Source organism: Sporosarcina sp. P25 (assembly GCF_002743235.1).
Lineage (GTDB): Bacteria > Bacillota > Bacilli > Bacillales_A > Planococcaceae > Sporosarcina > Sporosarcina ureae_B.
On the sequence record NZ_PDYV01000002.1, the window covers coordinates 131,140 to 147,110 of the forward strand.

The 15,971-nt window shown below is 40.7% G+C and carries 17 protein-coding genes; 14 read left to right on the forward strand and 3 right to left on the reverse strand.

From position 1 onward, the window contains the following. Positions 1 to 9 precede the first annotated feature (9 nt). From selD to CSV70_RS02420, 6 genes are all read left to right on the forward strand, one after another. Positions 10 to 1,056 carry a selenide, water dikinase SelD gene (gene selD, locus CSV70_RS02395; protein WP_099628476.1) on the forward strand — a complete coding sequence of 349 codons (1,047 nt, stop codon included), beginning with the start codon at positions 10 to 12 and terminating at the stop codon, positions 1,054 to 1,056. Between the two features lie 21 nt (positions 1,057 to 1,077). After that, positions 1,078 to 2,112, forward strand: a complete 1,035-nt coding sequence (mnmH, locus tag CSV70_RS02400) for a tRNA 2-selenouridine(34) synthase MnmH (protein WP_099628477.1) — start codon at positions 1,078 to 1,080, stop codon at positions 2,110 to 2,112. Positions 2,113 to 2,324: 212 nt separating this feature from the next. Further along, complete coding sequence (locus tag CSV70_RS02405; RefSeq protein ID WP_085132157.1) at positions 2,325 to 2,753, forward strand: YugN family protein; 429 nt, start codon at positions 2,325 to 2,327, stop codon at positions 2,751 to 2,753. A 171-nt stretch (positions 2,754 to 2,924) separates the two neighbouring features. Beyond that, positions 2,925 to 4,217, forward strand: coding sequence for an MFS transporter (locus CSV70_RS02410; RefSeq protein ID WP_099626665.1), 1,293 nt, complete (start codon positions 2,925 to 2,927; stop codon positions 4,215 to 4,217). Between the two features lie 126 nt (positions 4,218 to 4,343). Beyond that, the gene (locus tag CSV70_RS02415) at positions 4,344 to 4,586 is read left to right on the forward strand and encodes a PepSY domain-containing protein (protein WP_232319127.1); all 243 of its coding nucleotides are present in this window, start codon (positions 4,344 to 4,346) and stop codon (positions 4,584 to 4,586) included. A 94-nt stretch (positions 4,587 to 4,680) separates the two neighbouring features. After that, positions 4,681 to 5,160 carry a GAF domain-containing protein gene (locus CSV70_RS02420; RefSeq protein ID WP_099628478.1) on the forward strand — a complete coding sequence of 160 codons (480 nt, stop codon included), beginning with the start codon at positions 4,681 to 4,683 and terminating at the stop codon, positions 5,158 to 5,160. Between the two features lie 372 nt (positions 5,161 to 5,532). On the opposite strand, the gene CSV70_RS02425 is transcribed toward CSV70_RS02420, so the two are convergent. Continuing rightward, entirely contained in the window at positions 5,533 to 6,855 is a 1,323-nt protein-coding gene (locus CSV70_RS02425; protein ID WP_085132154.1) for a sodium-dependent transporter, read from the reverse strand. A gap of 172 nt (positions 6,856 to 7,027) precedes the next feature. Between CSV70_RS02425 and CSV70_RS02430 the strand changes: the two genes are divergently transcribed. The 3 genes from CSV70_RS02430 (at position 7,028) to CSV70_RS02440 (ending at position 9,172) form a co-directional block, all read left to right on the forward strand. Next, positions 7,028 to 7,480 carry a helix-turn-helix transcriptional regulator gene (locus tag CSV70_RS02430; RefSeq protein ID WP_099628479.1) on the forward strand — a complete coding sequence of 151 codons (453 nt, stop codon included), beginning with the start codon at positions 7,028 to 7,030 and terminating at the stop codon, positions 7,478 to 7,480. Positions 7,481 to 7,495: 15 nt separating this feature from the next. Next, on the forward strand, positions 7,496 to 8,653 hold the full coding sequence (locus CSV70_RS02435) for a PstS family phosphate ABC transporter substrate-binding protein (protein WP_099628480.1): 1,158 nt from the start codon (positions 7,496 to 7,498) through the stop codon (positions 8,651 to 8,653). Between the two features lie 153 nt (positions 8,654 to 8,806). After that, on the forward strand, positions 8,807 to 9,172 hold the full coding sequence (locus CSV70_RS02440) for a hypothetical protein (protein ID WP_099628481.1): 366 nt from the start codon (positions 8,807 to 8,809) through the stop codon (positions 9,170 to 9,172). Positions 9,173 to 9,213: 41 nt separating this feature from the next. On the opposite strand, the gene CSV70_RS02445 is transcribed toward CSV70_RS02440, so the two are convergent. Together CSV70_RS02445 and CSV70_RS02450 are read right to left on the reverse strand one after the other, a co-directional pair. After that, positions 9,214 to 10,569, reverse strand: coding sequence for an S-layer homology domain-containing protein (locus CSV70_RS02445; RefSeq protein ID WP_099628482.1), 1,356 nt, complete (start codon positions 10,567 to 10,569; stop codon positions 9,214 to 9,216). Between the two features lie 116 nt (positions 10,570 to 10,685). Further along, the gene (locus CSV70_RS02450) at positions 10,686 to 11,075 is read right to left on the reverse strand and encodes an OsmC family protein (RefSeq protein ID WP_085132149.1); all 390 of its coding nucleotides are present in this window, start codon (positions 11,073 to 11,075) and stop codon (positions 10,686 to 10,688) included. A gap of 130 nt (positions 11,076 to 11,205) precedes the next feature. Here CSV70_RS02450 and CSV70_RS02455 point away from each other — a divergent pair, with 130 nt between their 5' ends. The 5 genes from CSV70_RS02455 (at position 11,206) to eutH (ending at position 15,955) form a co-directional block, all read left to right on the forward strand. Then, positions 11,206 to 11,340 (forward strand): YfhE family protein, encoded by a 135-nt coding sequence (locus CSV70_RS02455; RefSeq protein WP_085132148.1) that lies wholly within the window; start codon positions 11,206 to 11,208, stop codon positions 11,338 to 11,340. Between the two features lie 143 nt (positions 11,341 to 11,483). Further along, positions 11,484 to 12,470, forward strand: a complete 987-nt coding sequence (locus CSV70_RS02460; RefSeq protein WP_199171584.1) for an alpha/beta hydrolase — start codon at positions 11,484 to 11,486, stop codon at positions 12,468 to 12,470. Positions 12,471 to 12,533: 63 nt separating this feature from the next. Next, positions 12,534 to 13,964 carry a sensor histidine kinase gene (locus CSV70_RS02465; protein ID WP_099628484.1) on the forward strand — a complete coding sequence of 477 codons (1,431 nt, stop codon included), beginning with the start codon at positions 12,534 to 12,536 and terminating at the stop codon, positions 13,962 to 13,964. Beyond that, positions 13,957 to 14,526 (forward strand): ANTAR domain-containing response regulator, encoded by a 570-nt coding sequence (locus tag CSV70_RS02470; RefSeq protein WP_085132138.1) that lies wholly within the window; start codon positions 13,957 to 13,959, stop codon positions 14,524 to 14,526. Before CSV70_RS02465 ends, CSV70_RS02470 begins: the two co-directional genes overlap by 8 nt. A 160-nt stretch (positions 14,527 to 14,686) precedes the next feature. After that, the gene (eutH, locus tag CSV70_RS02475) at positions 14,687 to 15,955 is read left to right on the forward strand and encodes an ethanolamine utilization protein EutH (RefSeq protein ID WP_099628485.1); all 1,269 of its coding nucleotides are present in this window, start codon (positions 14,687 to 14,689) and stop codon (positions 15,953 to 15,955) included. The last annotated feature ends 16 nt before the right edge of the window (positions 15,956 to 15,971 follow it).

The following is a 15,971-nucleotide window of genomic DNA, read 5'->3' on the forward strand; positions in this document are numbered from 1 at the left end:
ATATCCGTAATGCGAAAATCTTCTATAAACCTCACTTCATTATCTTCAAAAGGAGGCTGTGGTTGTAAAATAGGACCTGCTGATTTAGCTGAAGTTCTTCGTACACTGCCTCCTGGTCTCGCGGATCCTAATTTACTTGTTGGATTGGATACAGGCGACGACGCAGGTGTATATAAGATAAATGATACGACTGCTATCGTGCAGACACTTGATTTCTTCACACCCATTGTCAATGATCCATATGATTTTGGACAAGTGGCGGCGGCAAATGCAATCAGTGATGTTTATGCAATGGGTGGTACACCAATTACAGCATTGAACATCGTCGCATTTCCCATTCACACACTTGATCGCAGTATCTTGACAGAGATCTTGCGCGGAGCTGCTGACAAATTGAAAGAAGCCGGTGCAGTACTCGTTGGGGGCCACTCCATTGACGATCAAGAGCCAAAGTTTGGTATGCAAGTAACTGGAACTGTGCATCCTGATAAGATTCGTACAAATGCAGGAGCAAAACCTAGCGATGTGTTGATTCTGACAAAACCAATTGGCGTAGGTATCATGACCACTTCGTTGAAAAACGGATTATTATCTGAAGAAGAAGAAATTCACGTTACAAAAGTGATGACAACGCTCAATAAAACTGCTGCTGAAGTGATGGATAATTACAGTATTCATGCTTCAACAGACGTGACGGGCTTTGGTTTGCTTGGACATGCTTCTGAAATGGCAACAGGTAGTGGAGTATGCTTGCGAATCGATAACGAGAAAGTTCCTGTTTTACCACGTACAAGAGAACTGGCAGAATCCGGTTCAGTTCCAGGTGGTACGAAAAACAACTTTGCACATATAGAAAATATGGTCGAATATCCGGAATCATTGGATCAAGTCGGCAGATGGATTTTATGTGACGCAGTAACTTCTGGCGGTTTGCTTGTAGCAGTTGCTGGAAATGAAGCAAATCGTTTGCATGAGAACTTGCGTGAAGCTGGAGTCGATGCACATATTATTGGAGAAGTAACTGATGAGTATAATGGTCGAATCATCGTGCAGTAAATCAAGGAGATGGGAAATTACATGGTACGAGACATTGCATTGACGGAAGCGCTCGAATTACAGAAAAATCATTCACATACATTAGTCGACGTACGCTCTCCGAAAGAGTTTGAAGAAGCAACTATTCCAGGTAGTATCAACATTCCGATTTTCACCAATGAAGAACGTGCGGAAGTGGGTACACTTTATAAGCAAGTAGGAAAACAAGCCGCGATGGATCATGGTTTGGCTATCTTCTCTAAGAAGCTACCCGAATTCATTGCGGAGTTTAGGAAAATCGACACGCAAATCACTGTGTTTTGCTGGCGTGGCGGCATGCGAAGCAAAACTGCAATGACCGTATTGGAATTGATGGGAATCCGCTCTAGTCGAATCAGTGGCGGGATTCATACCTATCGTCAGTGGGTCATTGCACGACTGCAAGAACCAATCAAACCTAAATTGCTCGTACTAAACGGTTATACAGGAAGCGGTAAGACGAAGATTCTTCATAAGCTGAAGGAAGACGGTTGTCCGGTCATTGATCTAGAAGGGATGGCAGGTCATCGTGGTTCGATATTCGGACAAATCGGTGTTCAGCCGAACAACCAGAAAAAATTCGAATTGCTAATTGCAAATAAACTCGAAAAGTATGAAAATGAACCGTATATCTTTATAGAGGGCGAAAGCAAACGCATAGGACAAGTACATATGCCGGAACTACTGTTTGAGAAAAAAGGACAGAGTCCACAATGGATTATTAGATTACCAGTCAATGTACGTGTCGAAGAAATCCTTTCCGAGTATGAACCGGAAAAACAACCGGATTTGTTTCTAGAAGCATTTGCAAGAATTCGCAAACGTATTCATCAACCAATCGCCGTACAAATTCAACAAGATCTGGAGAACGGACGGTTCACAGAAGCCGTAGAACAGCTATTGACTCACTACTACGACCCACAATACGAACACTCCGTAGCCCGCTTTGCTACAAATGACCAAGATGTCATCCAAGCTAAAACCGTACAAGAAGCGTATGAAGAATGCTTGAAACGATATAAAAAGCTAATGAAATAAGTGAAGTTAGACTATCCTTTTGGGTAGTCTTTTCTATTACGTGAAAAACACTAGTTGATGGAATTTGCCCTCGCGCATACTTACAATTCAAGTAATTATTTTTCAGTTCGATAAAATGCAAAAGTTTGTCAAATGATTAAATAGGGTATTCTAAAAACTATCATCAGTCAGACATTCAACAAGAAAAACTCATATAGAAAAGAGGAAATGTCATGATCGAACTTAAAACAAATTTGCCGGGAAAAAAGTCGCTATTTGGAGATGCGTGTAACATACTCATAGAACATGATATCCAAATGGGAGGTAACTGGGACTTCGATCGCGGAAACTTCGATACCATTTTGAATCAAGACGGTAGTGATACGATCTACTTAAGAATACCTTTTCACGTAGTTGACGGGGAACTCGATGAAGATAGTGCCATGATCGAATTTGACGTACCATTTATTATTAATCACGTAGTAAATATTGGATTGGATGACGATGACAGTCCTGTATTAGCTTCTGTTGGCCTAGACCAGTTCCAAACACCCGAAGATAAAGATGGACCTATTGTATACGATGAAAAATGGGTTCGTGAAGGTGAAGCACGAATAGCAAAATTTTCAGATCACCCTATTTTTATCGCTCCGCTAATATAGAACTTCATATTTTAAAAGAAGCAAGCAGCCCTAGAAAAATCGGGATTGCTTGTTTTTTGTATGGAAAAGACCTATCTTTTGATTTATCAATATATGTTAAGATGAATAAGGTGTGAAAAGTCAATTAACTTATACGTCTATTATATAGAAATAGAAGGGTTGGGAAATTTCATGTCAAAGCGGCAAGATTATGTATACTACACAAAATCCAAAGAAGCGCAGAAACAATTGTATAAGCGCTCCTTACTTGTTGTGATCATTTCCCAGATATTTAGTGGTGCCGGACTGGCAGCTGGCATTACAGTAGGGGCGCTATTAATTCAAGACATGACGGGAAATGAAAGCTTAGCGGGTATGCCGATTGCACTGTCCACTTTTGGTTCCGCATTCTCTGCTTATCTCGTCGGCAGGCTATCTCAACGTTATGGTCGTCGCCTTGGTCTCGGTGCAGGCTTTATTACCGGTGGTGTAGGAGCATTCGGGGTAATCTTTGCAGTGATGACCGGAAGTCTTGCTGTGTTATTCCTCTTTCTGTTTATCTATGGAGCAGGGACCTCCTCCAATCTACAAGCCCGCTATGCCGGAACAGATCTTGCGAATGAAAAGCAACGGGCCACTGCAGTCAGTGTCGCGTTGGTTTCAACCACAGTCGGTGCAGTAGCCGGACCAAATCTCGTCTTACCAATGGGACATGTGGCAGATTTCATAGGTATACCTTCATTGACCGGTGTATTTCTATTAGCAGGTGTCGCCTATGTATTATCCGGGCTGACATTCTTACTGTTTTTACATCCCGATCCTTTACTCGTTGCACGTGAGATTGAATTGGCCAAACAAAAAGAACGTGGAGAGTCTAGTGAAGGACATGTTGCTCATCAACATACGGCAAATAAGATGGGGATTTGGGTAGGAGGCATAGTACTCGTACTGTCGCATGGCGTCATGGTGGCTATTATGACAATGACCCCTGTCCATATGCAACATCACGGTGCTTCGATATCAGGAATTGGTTTAGTTATCGGTTTACATATCGCAGGAATGTACTTGCCGTCCATTTTTACTGGTGTACTAGTAGACCGAATCGGGCGACCGACTATGGTGATTGCATCGGGAGTGACACTTGCGCTAGCAGGTATTCTCGCAGCTTATGTAGCGGGAGAATCGATAGTGTGGATGTCTGTCTCGCTCATATTACTGGGGGTTGGCTGGAACTTCGGATTAATCAGTGGAACGGCGATTGTTATCGATTCTACTGATGTGTTGACTCGTGCGAAGATCCAGGGAAGCATCGATGTGTTTGTCGCACTAGCAGGGACTGTGGGTGGGCTGGCTTCAGGAATTGTCGTGGCGTTTTTAGGGTTTTCCATGTTAAGTTTCCTCGGAACATATATTTCCTTACTACTTATTCCACTCGTAATTTGGATGCGTTATAAACAAAAAAATGTTTCAGCACAAACCGCCTGACAAAAACGGATTATTTCCTTGGAAATAATCCGTTTTTCATTCGTAACCGACATGCTTAGCTGTGTGGCATCGCTCCACTCTTCCACATAGATTAACAACGTAGAAAGAAATGGGAGGGATCGAATATTGAATCAGCAAAGTGAGTATTGGATGAATCACTGGCAACATCCGCAATATCGTAGAATTTCAATGGAGCAGGCAAATGAAATTGCATTACAAAGAGTACCGGGTGAAGTGGTGAAGTCAGAACTGGAATTTGATGACGGTATGTTGATCTATGAAGTGGATATTCGCACAGCAGAAGGACATAAGTATGAAGTCAAAATAGATGCCGTGACCGGTGAGGTATTGAAGGTAAAATTAGATTGATTTGAAACAAGGAATGAAGCTCGATTACTTTTCCAATACTATTATTCTGTGTATGATAAAAGTAAGAACTATACACAGAAAGCAGGGAATTAGTATGTACACACCCATTGATTATTCCAATAATTTACAAGAGAAGTACGCGCAACTAACAACACAGTTGGATGCACTATTGTCAGGAGAGCCAAACGTATACGCAAACTTAAGCAATGCATCTGCAATACTTAATCAATTCTTCGACCGCATCAATTGGGTAGGATTTTACTTGATGGATGGTGATGAGCTCGTACTCGGACCATTCCAGGGATTACCGGCTTGTATCCGTATACCGCTTGGTAGAGGTGTTTGCGGGACGGTAGCGAAGACGAAAGAGGGCTTGGTCGTAGCAGATGTCAATGCATTCCCAGGCCATATTGCATGTGACGCAGCATCTCGTTCCGAAGTTGTTGTACCGCTGATTAAAAATGGGGAAGTATTTGGTGTGCTCGACATCGACAGCCCCGAATTAGATCGCTTTACGGAAGACGATTTAGTGGGATTGACGCAAGTAGTAAAAGCGCTTATGAAACATATTTGAGAGAAGAATAGCTGAAGGTGAGAGAGACGTTACTCTGCGTTCCAGGTAGAGGCCGTTTTGGAGATAGGTAAGAGCGGTCGCTGAGTGGCATAGAGCGCCTAACTGGTAGGATAGAGCAATTACCGGGGTTCATAGAGCGGTTAAATAAATAGATAGAGCACTTATGAGGGTTTATTGAGCGGATAACGTGGCAGAATGAGCGTCTTTTCTAAAGAAAACGACAGGAGTAGATTGTAAGTGCAAGTCGACTTCCAAAGGTTCACCGTGAGCTCTGGGATAAAGCGTCCGCTTGAAACATCGACCAGCACTGCCTGACCATTTGTTAGAGTATATTAAGAAAAACCACGCCGGAGAAAATCTCCAGCGTGGTTTTTACATGCCTAAAATCCAAGTAAAGAAAATGACGACGATCGCAATCGGTGCGAAATAGCGTACAAGTACTTTCCACAAAGAGTGAAGAGCCGGGTGCATCCCTAACTCTTCCGCTGTATCCTCTTTCGTCAGTACGAAACCGGCAAATAAAGACACAGCTAATGCCCCGAGCGGCATCGCAATTCTACTTGTCAGCAAATCAGCGAAATCAAAAATGGAGTTGCCGAAAATACTGACGTCAGATAATAACCCAAACGATAAGGCACTTGGAATTCCTACTAAAAAGATTAGCCCGCCAAACACCCAAGAAGCACGCTTTCTTCTATCATGCTTTTTACGTATACCTGTAGAAACTACGATTTCGAGCATCGCTATAGCAGATGTCAATGTAGCAAACAGCATCAAGAAAAAGAAAATAATTAAAAACACGCCGCCAAATGGAATTTCATTGAAAATAGCTGGCAGGATGACGAAAATAAGTCCTGGTCCCGCTTCCGGTGAATGTCCTAACGCGAAAACTGCTGGGAAAATAACAAGTCCCGCTAGGATCGAAATCCCAATGTTCAGCATAGAGACATTAAACGCGGACTGTCCGAGCTTCTCCTCTTTCGAAAGGTAGGAAGCATAGGTCATCATCGCCGTCACACCGACACTTAGTGAGAAGAATGCCTGTCCCAACGCAACCAAGAAAGTAGTTCCGTTAAAGTAACTCCAATCTGGTACGAATAAGAAACGTACACCTTCCATCGCACCGTCTAGTGTTAGCGAACGAATCGCCAACACAATGAATGACAAGAATAACAAAGGCATGATCCAGCGGCTGGCCCGTTCAATTCCTCCACGAATCCCGCTTTGAACGATAAAGATTGTTAACGCCATAAATAACGCTTGTGCTAATAATACTTCCCATGGATTCGCAATCGTTGCATTGAATAGCTCGCCGTAATCCAGTCCACCTAATTTAAACGTAAAGGCTCGCGCCAAATACGATAAAATCCATCCACCGACAACACTGTAAAACGATAAGATGATGAAAGAAGAGACAAGTCCCATCCATCCAACCCATCCCCAATTGCGTCTCGTTGATAATCTTTTCAAAGAAGTCACGGCATCTGCCTGTCCTCTTCGGCCAATAACAAACTCAGCCAATAAAATCGGTAGACCGATCAATAATGTACAAATAATAAATAACAGCACAAACACGCTGCCACCGTTTGTTCCGGCCATATAAGGAAACTTCCAGATTGCACCTAGACCGATAGCACTGCCAGCAGCCGCTAAAATAAAACCAATCTTGGATGTCCATTGTTCACGCTGTTTCATAAGAGTCCTCGTTTCTTTAACTAAATCACAAAGTTAATAAATCTTATCATAATTTTAAGAAAGAATCGATAGTTGTGAAGTTAACAGAGAGTTTTGAAAACAATTTGCCTAATCTATAATGTTGGTGTAATATTACACCATTAGATGTGAAATGTAACCACGGGGTGATCTAGTGAATCAACAACAATTCGTACAACTGATTTCATTAAAGTTACGGGTAATCCGATTGGAGAAAGAATATTCTCAACAAAAAATGGCGGATGTGTTAGGGCTTTCCAAAAAGACGTTGATTCAAATTGAAAAGGCAAGGGCGATGGCTAGTTGGACAGCTGTCATAGCTGTCTGTGCTTTATTTCGTGAAAGTGAGGTATTACAAGCTACTGTCGGTGGGGATCCGTTAGAAGTACTGGAAACCATTGCGCATGACGGTATTGACCGCCGAATGGATCAATCTATGGGCGGTAAAGTGTGGTGGCGTGACTTGGAAACGAAAGGACAATTTCGTTTACAGCAAAATGTAATTAGTCAGCACTTCCGTATTTTGGATGAGGAGCATTATCGTTGGTACAGTTCGTTTGATGAAGACGAGGCACGGCATCGGCTGGAGGAACTGAGTGGAAAGTAAAAAGGAGGGACGCGTATGATTGCACCCATAGCATTTGCGGTACTTTTATTGATGGCGTTACTATTCTTCGCAGGAATTGGATTATTGTATTTATCGTTAATGGGATTGATCTACTATATTCCGTTAGCGCTAAGTGCAATGATCGTTGTATATGTGTGGATCGTTATGATGATCTTTCATGTCTTCAACACGCCGCAACGAAAGCGATTGTTCGGTATTATGGCAGGAGCAGTTCTACTCGGAGCGGCAGTTTGGCCGATGATGCATATATATAAAGAAAGTATTTCAACAGTGGATGCCGAAGTGGAAGTACGTTATTATGAGCCGTTTACAATTGGACAGGAATCCAAGCTTGTCGTACTCGATGAGGCGGCTACACTCGAACTGAGGGATGATTTACCGAGAATAGACGGTGCTACCGCACTATATCCCCTGTATGCAGCTTTTGTTCAAGCAGTCTATCCTAGAAAAGAATACAATCCGTATGATAGTGAAGTAATGGTCAATACAACACCTATCGCTTATGAAAATCTGTTTTCTGGCGAGGTAGATATAATTTTTGCAGCAGGACCTTCAGACGCCCAAATGAAAGTAGCGGAACAACTAGGGCTTGAGCTGAATTTAACACCAGTTGGAAGAGAAGCATTTGTCTTTTTTGTTAATCAAAAAAATCCCATTGATCATCTAGAATTAAAACAAATTCAAGATATCTATGCAGGGAAAATCACCAACTGGGAAGAAGTTGGTGGTAAAAACGAGCCGATTCGTGCATTCCAACGACCGGCAGACAGTGGTAGTCAAACAGGCTTGGAACGGCTGATGGGGGATATTCCGATTATGGATGCTCCAAAAGAAAATGTGCCCGAAGGAATGGGTGGAATAATATCAGAGGTCTCCAAGTATAGGAATTATAAAAATGCGATTGGCTATACATTTCGCTATTACTCAATGGAAATGGTAAGTAACGATGAAATCAAGCTACTCTCAATCAATGGTGTAGAGCCGACGAAAGATACAATCCGTACTGATGAATACCCAATTGCAACAGAATTTTATGTTATCACAGCGGGGACAGACAATCCGAATGTTGAGAAGTTCATTGAATGGATGGTTTCACCGCAAGGACAGGAATTAGTGGAGAAAGTAGGTTATGTGCCAGTGAAGAAGCCGTGAATAAACGGTAATGAAGTAGAAGGAAAAGAAATAACTAATATTTACACGGCTCGCTTTTGTAGTCATTGCGAGCACGTCAGGTGTGTAATGGCTCAATAATCATGTTGAATACACAGTGCATTTTTATCCTTAGCTAATTGGAGCGGTGAAGTAATGGTAAAACGATATTTGAACATAGTATGGCTCGTTATGAGTCTGATTCCAGCGCCATTCCTATTTCATTTTTACGAGTACGGTCAGTATATGAAGCGAGAAGATGCAACATACTTATTAGTAGTATCTATTTTATATATTGTGATAACAGGCATTTTATCTAGTATTATAAAGGTTCGTTACATCTTACTAATGAATATAATTATAGCCATAGTCTCTCTAATATTGGCTATGAATTTCATCTCAGATGATGGTGGATGGTTCAAGCCATTTGGTCGAGACGTTGTCATCTTGCTAACAGCGATCCCAGTTTTCATTGGACAATTATTGATTCGGACGATTGCTAAGCTCGTTATAGATCGATAGAAAAAATGGCATGCCACTAAATTAGAGGCATGCCATTTTACTTATTTCTTAAGTGTATGTTTCTTACCTGCTTGATCTGTCACGATTAACTGTGTAGCGGTAACTTCCATATCTTTCGCAAGAATAGTAGAAATCTTGCTTGTCTTTTTATCTAACAGATTATATTTATAGACACCTGTTTTATTGAAATAATACATCGTAGAAAGATCAAACGCTACGGATTTATTGTTTTGGCTTACTTGGTTAGTTTTCGAAGTAGCTTCCACTTCATCAAAAATAACGCGTGCGTCGAAGTTCAATAATGTCTTTTTATTTTTTCCATCCATCGCTACTGAATACAGCGTCAACGGATCGTCCAGTGGAGTTGTGGGATCGAATTTGGAATCGAAAACACGCTCTTTGTTCTTTTCAAGTGTATAGTAAATGCGATCGTTCCAAATGAACATATTGCGGAACTTTTGATCAATTGAAATACTACCAATTGTGTAACTCCGGTCATTTACATTCAATTTGACTAGATTATAACCTGCGGGCATTTTATTTCCTGCACTGATCAAGTTCCAATACGGAATGAAAAGATCATCATTGTATAGAATCATTTGATAACCGGACATGAGCAGTACTCGGTTGATTCCGTTGTCTGGCATAGTCGCGCTATCCAAGAGTGTTAAACGTATTCCTGCTTTTTTACTCTCTTTCAATAGCTTAGTAGAAGTTTTATCTTTTGCAATGGTATAAGTAAAACCGTTCTGTTCAATCGTTTTTCCTTTAACACTTACATAAGAACGATAGTCTTTCAACTTCATGGAATCATCCAGTGCGCGTACTAAAAATGCAGCAAACTGAGAACGTGTAACGGAGTCTGCTGGCATATATTTACCTTCAGAGCCGCCCGTAATGCCTTTTTTCGCAATTCCATTAATATCGGGGAATGACCAATGGGTCGGTGATACGTCTACAAACGTTGCTTGATGGTCGACAGGTATGTTAAATGAACGACGAATGATCGCGGCCATATGTGCACGTGAAGTATCTTCACCAGGACGCATGAAACCATTGTCTCCTCGCATGATGCCTTTTTCATTCACAGTTGCGAGAATTTGATAGTATGGAGATTTTTTCGAGACGTCCTTGAATTGCACTGTAGGGTTTTTTATCAATGGAATTTTCAATGCTTTTATTAGCATAGAAGACGCTTGCGCCCGTGTAATGGGATCATTAGGCTTAAAGGTACCATCTGGAAAACCACCGATGATATTACGGTCGGCTAAATACATAATTTCTTTCTTTGCCCAATGCTTGTCTACGTCAGAAAATTGTGCGGCAGCTTGTGCATGAAATGGTGTTGCTGCAAAAATCAATAAAACTGTTAACAACCCGACTAGTTTATTCTTCATATAGGTAGACCTCCTTTAGGTATTCTATTAATTATACAGGACTTTAATGGGAAAATAAGGATCTTCAAACGAAAAAAACGACAAAAGAAGGAATTCTCTTGTCGGATTATTGAAACTTACTTTGTACCTATCTCGTATGTTTTCACAACATCGATACAACCCATCACGGATTGCAACATAGAACAATTTTTCTCCGTCAGCATCATGACTCGTGGCATTTTTTCTTCTGTAACGTCTGATCCAATAATAGTGAAATGAAGATGGATCTTTAGTAGGCGGCTTGCATCGTCTTGAGAACGTACAACCTCTTTTACATCAATTGCAATATCTTCTGCCGGCAAACGCATTTTATCAAGGACTTTTCGCATGACACCACCACCACAAACAGCGATCGACGCAACCATTAGCTGATAGGGACGAAACCCTTTTTCTTCATTTGATGAAATGTGTAATGTACCGAATTCCGTTTCGGTATCAAATCCGTGTTCTGTCATATAAAATTTCATATGGTTCAGCTCCTTTTACAGTTAGTATACGTTGTTTGAGGAAGAAACCCAATGAACGATAACTGTCTTTCTGCGTTTAATTTCAAGGATTTGTGGAACACTGAAATTAGACTGAAAGGAGTGTTGAAACGTGAGTGAAAATAAGCAGCCGCACAAAACATTGACTGATAAAAATAATGGTCTTTCATCCGCACAGGAAGTATTGTACGCCAAAGAGTATAAACGAGCAGATAAGGCTACCGAGCAAGATAACAAGAAGAAGTAAGACATAAAAATAGTAAATGTGGTGTGCCTCAGTAGTCGTTATCCAACTACTGGGGTTTTTCTCATGAAATCGTCCTAACGGATTCTATGCTTTCACTGTATAATAAAAGTAAATGCTAAGACAAAGAGAACGAGGATATAGAAATGAAAAAAATAAGTTGGAAAAAGGTCGTTGTTTTACTAGTTACGATCTTTATTGTCTTTCAGATAGCAGGTAGCTTTTTCTTCTATAATTTGGCCATCAAACGTGGTCCCAAAGACTTCCTTACAAGCAATGCCGACTTGAAAGTATCAGCCGAAACTATGGATGTATTTTTAAATGGAGACTGGTTAGATTGGGTTGATAAACAGGAGTTTGAAGAAATGCATATGACTTCTAGAGATGGTTTAGAGTTAATGGGATATTACTTGCCGGCCAAACAGCCAACTGACAAATTAGTGATTTTGACACATGGTTATTTAGGCCACGCAAAACAGATGGGATTGTACGGTCAATTTTATTATGAAGAACTCGGCTATAATATTTTCATGCCAAATGCTAGAGGACATGGAAAAAGCGGTGGAGATTATTATGGATTTGGTTGGCCTGATCGTTTGGATTTGATAGATTGGACGAAGTTGCTTACCAAAAAAGCGGGTACTAATACACAAGTGATCTATCACGGATTGTCTATGGGTGCTGCAACGGTATTGATGGCGAGTGGTGAAAATCTTCCGAATCAAGTGAAGGCAATCATTGCAGATAGTCCGTATCAATCCGTGTATCAGCTTTTTGCCTATCAATTAAATCGGATGTTCCATTTGCCAGCCTTTCCACTGCTTGATAATATGAACTTATTGACAAATGCAAAAGCTGGATATTCGTTGAAGGAAGCAGATGCGCTGAGTGCTGTACAGCGTGCAACTGTACCCATCCTGTATATACACGGCAACGCTGACACATTTGTCCCGACAGATATGGCAAAGAAACTGTATGAAGTAACGGAGAGTGATGCGGACATTTTTTTAGTAGATGATGCGAATCACGGGGAAGCGTTTGTGATGGATCAGGAAGCGTATAAGAGAAAGGTAGATGATTTTCTTGAGAGTCATTTATCGACATCGAACCTGTCAATTGACCTATCTCGCTAACCGTCCTATACTATTTTTACAAAGTAAGGGAAGCAGTATTTCTCATTATAAGGTCGTGACGTATTGGTAAAAGAAACAGTGAAGCAACTTTGTAAACAGCATACGGAACTGACTGATCAAGATGTGCAGATTCTTCAGGAAATGGCGTTTAGTTTGCAGACTTACGCTGATTTATCGGATTCATATATGTTCATTGATTGCAAATTAAAACCAGGTAACCAAGCAATAGTCGTTGCGGAGGCTTTTCCAGTCGGTAGTACACCGCTATATAATAACTCGGTTATTGGAAAGATTGTTTTTGAATCTTTTGAGCCAGGTGTATTTTATTCTTATCGCAACGGAAAAAAGTCGATCATAAGACAGGCGATGACACAAGAAGGTATCGTGGTGGATCAGACCGTGGTACCAATTAAGAATACAAACCATCAAGTGATTGGTGTACTGATTTCAGAGAAGCAGGTTGTTTCACCGACTCCAACAGGCAATGTACAGAAATTTTCGGTAGTTACAGAAACCGCGGAAGATCAGATGACAAATTCGGGACTGGGTGTAGTTTCGGACTTATTGATGGAAATGCTCATTTTGACAGATGAAAGTAATCGGTTGGTATACGCGAATCCTTCAGGGTTAAGACTCATTTCTGAAATGAGTGAGAAAGATGATGTGCTTAACCGTGATTTATTAGAATTATTACCTTTTTTGAGGACGGTTTATGAGCAGGAAGATGATGTGTTTGTTTTTGAACTAACAATCCAGCGGAAAAACTTAATAGTGAAAAAGATAAGAATGCGTGAAAAAAATAAATCTCAAGAAACGTTGTTGATTATACAAGATATTACCGAACTTCGTACAAAGGAAAAAGAATTGATGATGAAGTCAGTCGTGATAAAAGAAATACATCATCGTGTAAAAAATAATCTGCAAACAGTTGCAAGCTTGATAAGGCTGCAAATGCGTAAAGGTATGCCGGCCGAAAGTCGCTCTTCATTTGAAGAAACACTTAATCGTATATACAGTATTTCGTCTGTATATGAAATTATCCTCACTAAAGAACATGCAGATGACGATGATGTAAATATCATAAATTTGACAAGAAAAATATGCTCAACTATGGTGCTGAATGAATATAATTTGAAAGTAGACTTGATTATTGAGCCGAATAACAATAAAATAGTAACAACCTCTAAGAAAGCGGTTTCAATCGCACTTATCGTCAATGAGCTTATACAAAACTCTTTAAAACATGCATTTCAAGGCAAAGAAGAGGGGATTATTGATGTGGAATTTACCGTGGAAAATGATTTTGTAGAGATTCATGTGTCCGACAACGGCGTTGGAATGAAGAATCCGCAAACATCGCTTGGTACGGAAATCATTCACAATTTGGTTACCAATGACTTGAATGGTGAGTTTCTATATGTGCCCAGGGAGATCGGAACTCATGCAGTAGTTAATTTTCCAGTGGGTGCGGAGGTGGAAATTTTTGATGAGTAAACGAATCTTGATTGCGGAAGACGAATCCATCATTCGCATGGACCTGAAAATGACCTTGCAAGACCATGGCTATGAAGTAGTTGGGGAAGCAGGCGATGGGGACAGGGCGATCGAGCTAGCCTTCTTGCATAAACCGGATTTGATTTTGATGGATATCAAAATGCCGAAGATGAACGGTCTGAAAGCGAGCCGGATCATTGGAGAACAACTGGATATACCTATTCTCATTATCACCGCGTACAGCCAAAAGGAATTCGTAGAAAAAGCACAACAAGACAATATAGTTGGCTATTTGGTCAAACCTATATCTGAATCCAATTTAATACCGGCAATCGAAGTAGCTCTTCACCAATCAGACAAAGCAAAACGGCTGAAGAAAGATGTTCAGCAGGCTAAGCAAGAAGTGGAAAAGCGAAAAGTCATAGAGCGGGCAAAAGGTATTCTGATGAACATGGAGCAATTAACCGAGCAACAAGCTTTTAAAAGAATGCGTGATACGAGTATGTCTCGGCAAATGACAATGGAGTCACTTGCCATGGAAATTATTGATTCGCACAAGTAAATAGATCTAAGCAAAGACGCTTAAAGAGATACATTCTTTAAGCGTCTTTTTGTCTTCTTTTTTCGCGAATAACACACGAATAGTGATAAGAGGGCGGTGTTTTTTAGACTAGGATTAAGTAAAAGACTACACAATATGACAGTAAGAGGGGGAAACTCAGATGGAAATGATCGGCACGGTGATTGTGTATATCATCATGGCCTGTGCAGTTGCAGGGGCATTTGCTTCAATCAAAAATCCGGAAGAAGGATTAGGTAAGGAATTCATGTCTGGATTACACGCAGTAGGACATATCTTCGTTCCTGCGGCGGGAATTATGGCGTCCATACCATACTTAACATGGTTCATTAGTAAATTTATCGGTCCCATTTTTAACTCAATAGGAGCAGATCCAGCTATTGCAGCAACGACGATTTTGGCTTCAGATATGGGCGGATATCAGTTAGCAGAAGCTTTGAAAGTAACAAATGAAGGATGGATTATGGCGTTAATCGTCGGTTTTATGTCTGGTGCAACCATTGTATTCTCTATTCCAATGGGACTTGCGATGCTAGATAAGCGTGACCATAAATATATGGCGCTTGGTATCATGTCAGGTGTATTAACGATTCCAATAGGTGCTTTTATCGCATCTGTTTTAGTAGTGTTATTTAACACTGATGTGCGTGATGTAATTAGCACGACTGCTACATCCAATTATGAGTTTGCAATTAGTTATTTACAGATCTTTATAAATTTATTGCCATTATTAATATTTGTTGTGTTGATTGCAGTCGGACTGAAGTTCTTCCCGCGTATGATGATTAACGGGTTTATGATTTTTGGCCGCGTGATGGACGCTGCTATTAAACTAGTGTTAGTGTTCTCTATTGTTGAAATATTTACAGGCATTTTCACTAAAATCTTTGGTGTTTGGGGCTTCGATCCCATTATGGCAGATAAAGCAGACCAGTTCCGTGCACTTGAAACGGCGGGGTACATTGGTATCATGCTAGCGGGTGCATTCCCAATGATTTATTTGATTCGGAAGTATATGGGAAAACCTTTAGAATCTGCGGGGAAGAAAATTGGGCTTTCACCTGAAGGTAGCGCAGGTCTACTTGCAACCGTCGCAAATATCTTAGCGATGTTCTCATTGGTTCGTTATATGAGGCCAAAAGATAAAGTTATTAATATTGCGTTCGCAGTCTGTGCTGCATTCTTGTTGGGCGATCATTTATCGTTCACAGCGAATTTCCAGCCAAATATTATTTTACCGGTTATACTAGGTAAATTAAGTGCAGGAATCATTGCAATTATTATTGCGTACAAGCTATCTGTACCAACAGCATTAAAGCTAGAGAAGCAAGATCGTGAAGCTGGAATTATTAAAAAAGGTGAGTACGATACTGAAAACATTGAACCAGAAGCTTCTGCTACTAAAGTATAAAACTATATAGGGTGTG

Coding starts and splice junctions, on each gene's coding strand:
- selD (WP_099628476.1), top strand. CDS start 10: ATGCGAAAATCTTCTATAAACCTCACTTCATTATCTTCAAAAGGAGGC.
- mnmH (WP_099628477.1), top strand. CDS start 1,078: ATGGTACGAGACATTGCATTGACGGAAGCGCTCGAATTACAGAAAAAT.
- CSV70_RS02405 (WP_085132157.1), top strand. CDS start 2,325: ATGATCGAACTTAAAACAAATTTGCCGGGAAAAAAGTCGCTATTTGGA.
- CSV70_RS02410 (WP_099626665.1), top strand. CDS start 2,925: ATGTCAAAGCGGCAAGATTATGTATACTACACAAAATCCAAAGAAGCG.
- CSV70_RS02420 (WP_099628478.1), top strand. CDS start 4,681: ATGTACACACCCATTGATTATTCCAATAATTTACAAGAGAAGTACGCG.
- CSV70_RS02425 (WP_085132154.1), bottom strand. CDS start 6,855: ATGAAACAGCGTGAACAATGGACATCCAAGATTGGTTTTATTTTAGCG.
- CSV70_RS02435 (WP_099628480.1), top strand. CDS start 7,496: ATGATTGCACCCATAGCATTTGCGGTACTTTTATTGATGGCGTTACTA.
- CSV70_RS02440 (WP_099628481.1), top strand. CDS start 8,807: ATGGTAAAACGATATTTGAACATAGTATGGCTCGTTATGAGTCTGATT.
- CSV70_RS02445 (WP_099628482.1), bottom strand. CDS start 10,569: ATGAAGAATAAACTAGTCGGGTTGTTAACAGTTTTATTGATTTTTGCA.
- CSV70_RS02450 (WP_085132149.1), bottom strand. CDS start 11,075: ATGAAATTTTATATGACAGAACACGGATTTGATACCGAAACGGAATTC.
- CSV70_RS02460 (WP_199171584.1), top strand. CDS start 11,484: ATGAAAAAAATAAGTTGGAAAAAGGTCGTTGTTTTACTAGTTACGATC.
- CSV70_RS02470 (WP_085132138.1), top strand. CDS start 13,957: ATGAGTAAACGAATCTTGATTGCGGAAGACGAATCCATCATTCGCATG.
- eutH (WP_099628485.1), top strand. CDS start 14,687: ATGGAAATGATCGGCACGGTGATTGTGTATATCATCATGGCCTGTGCA.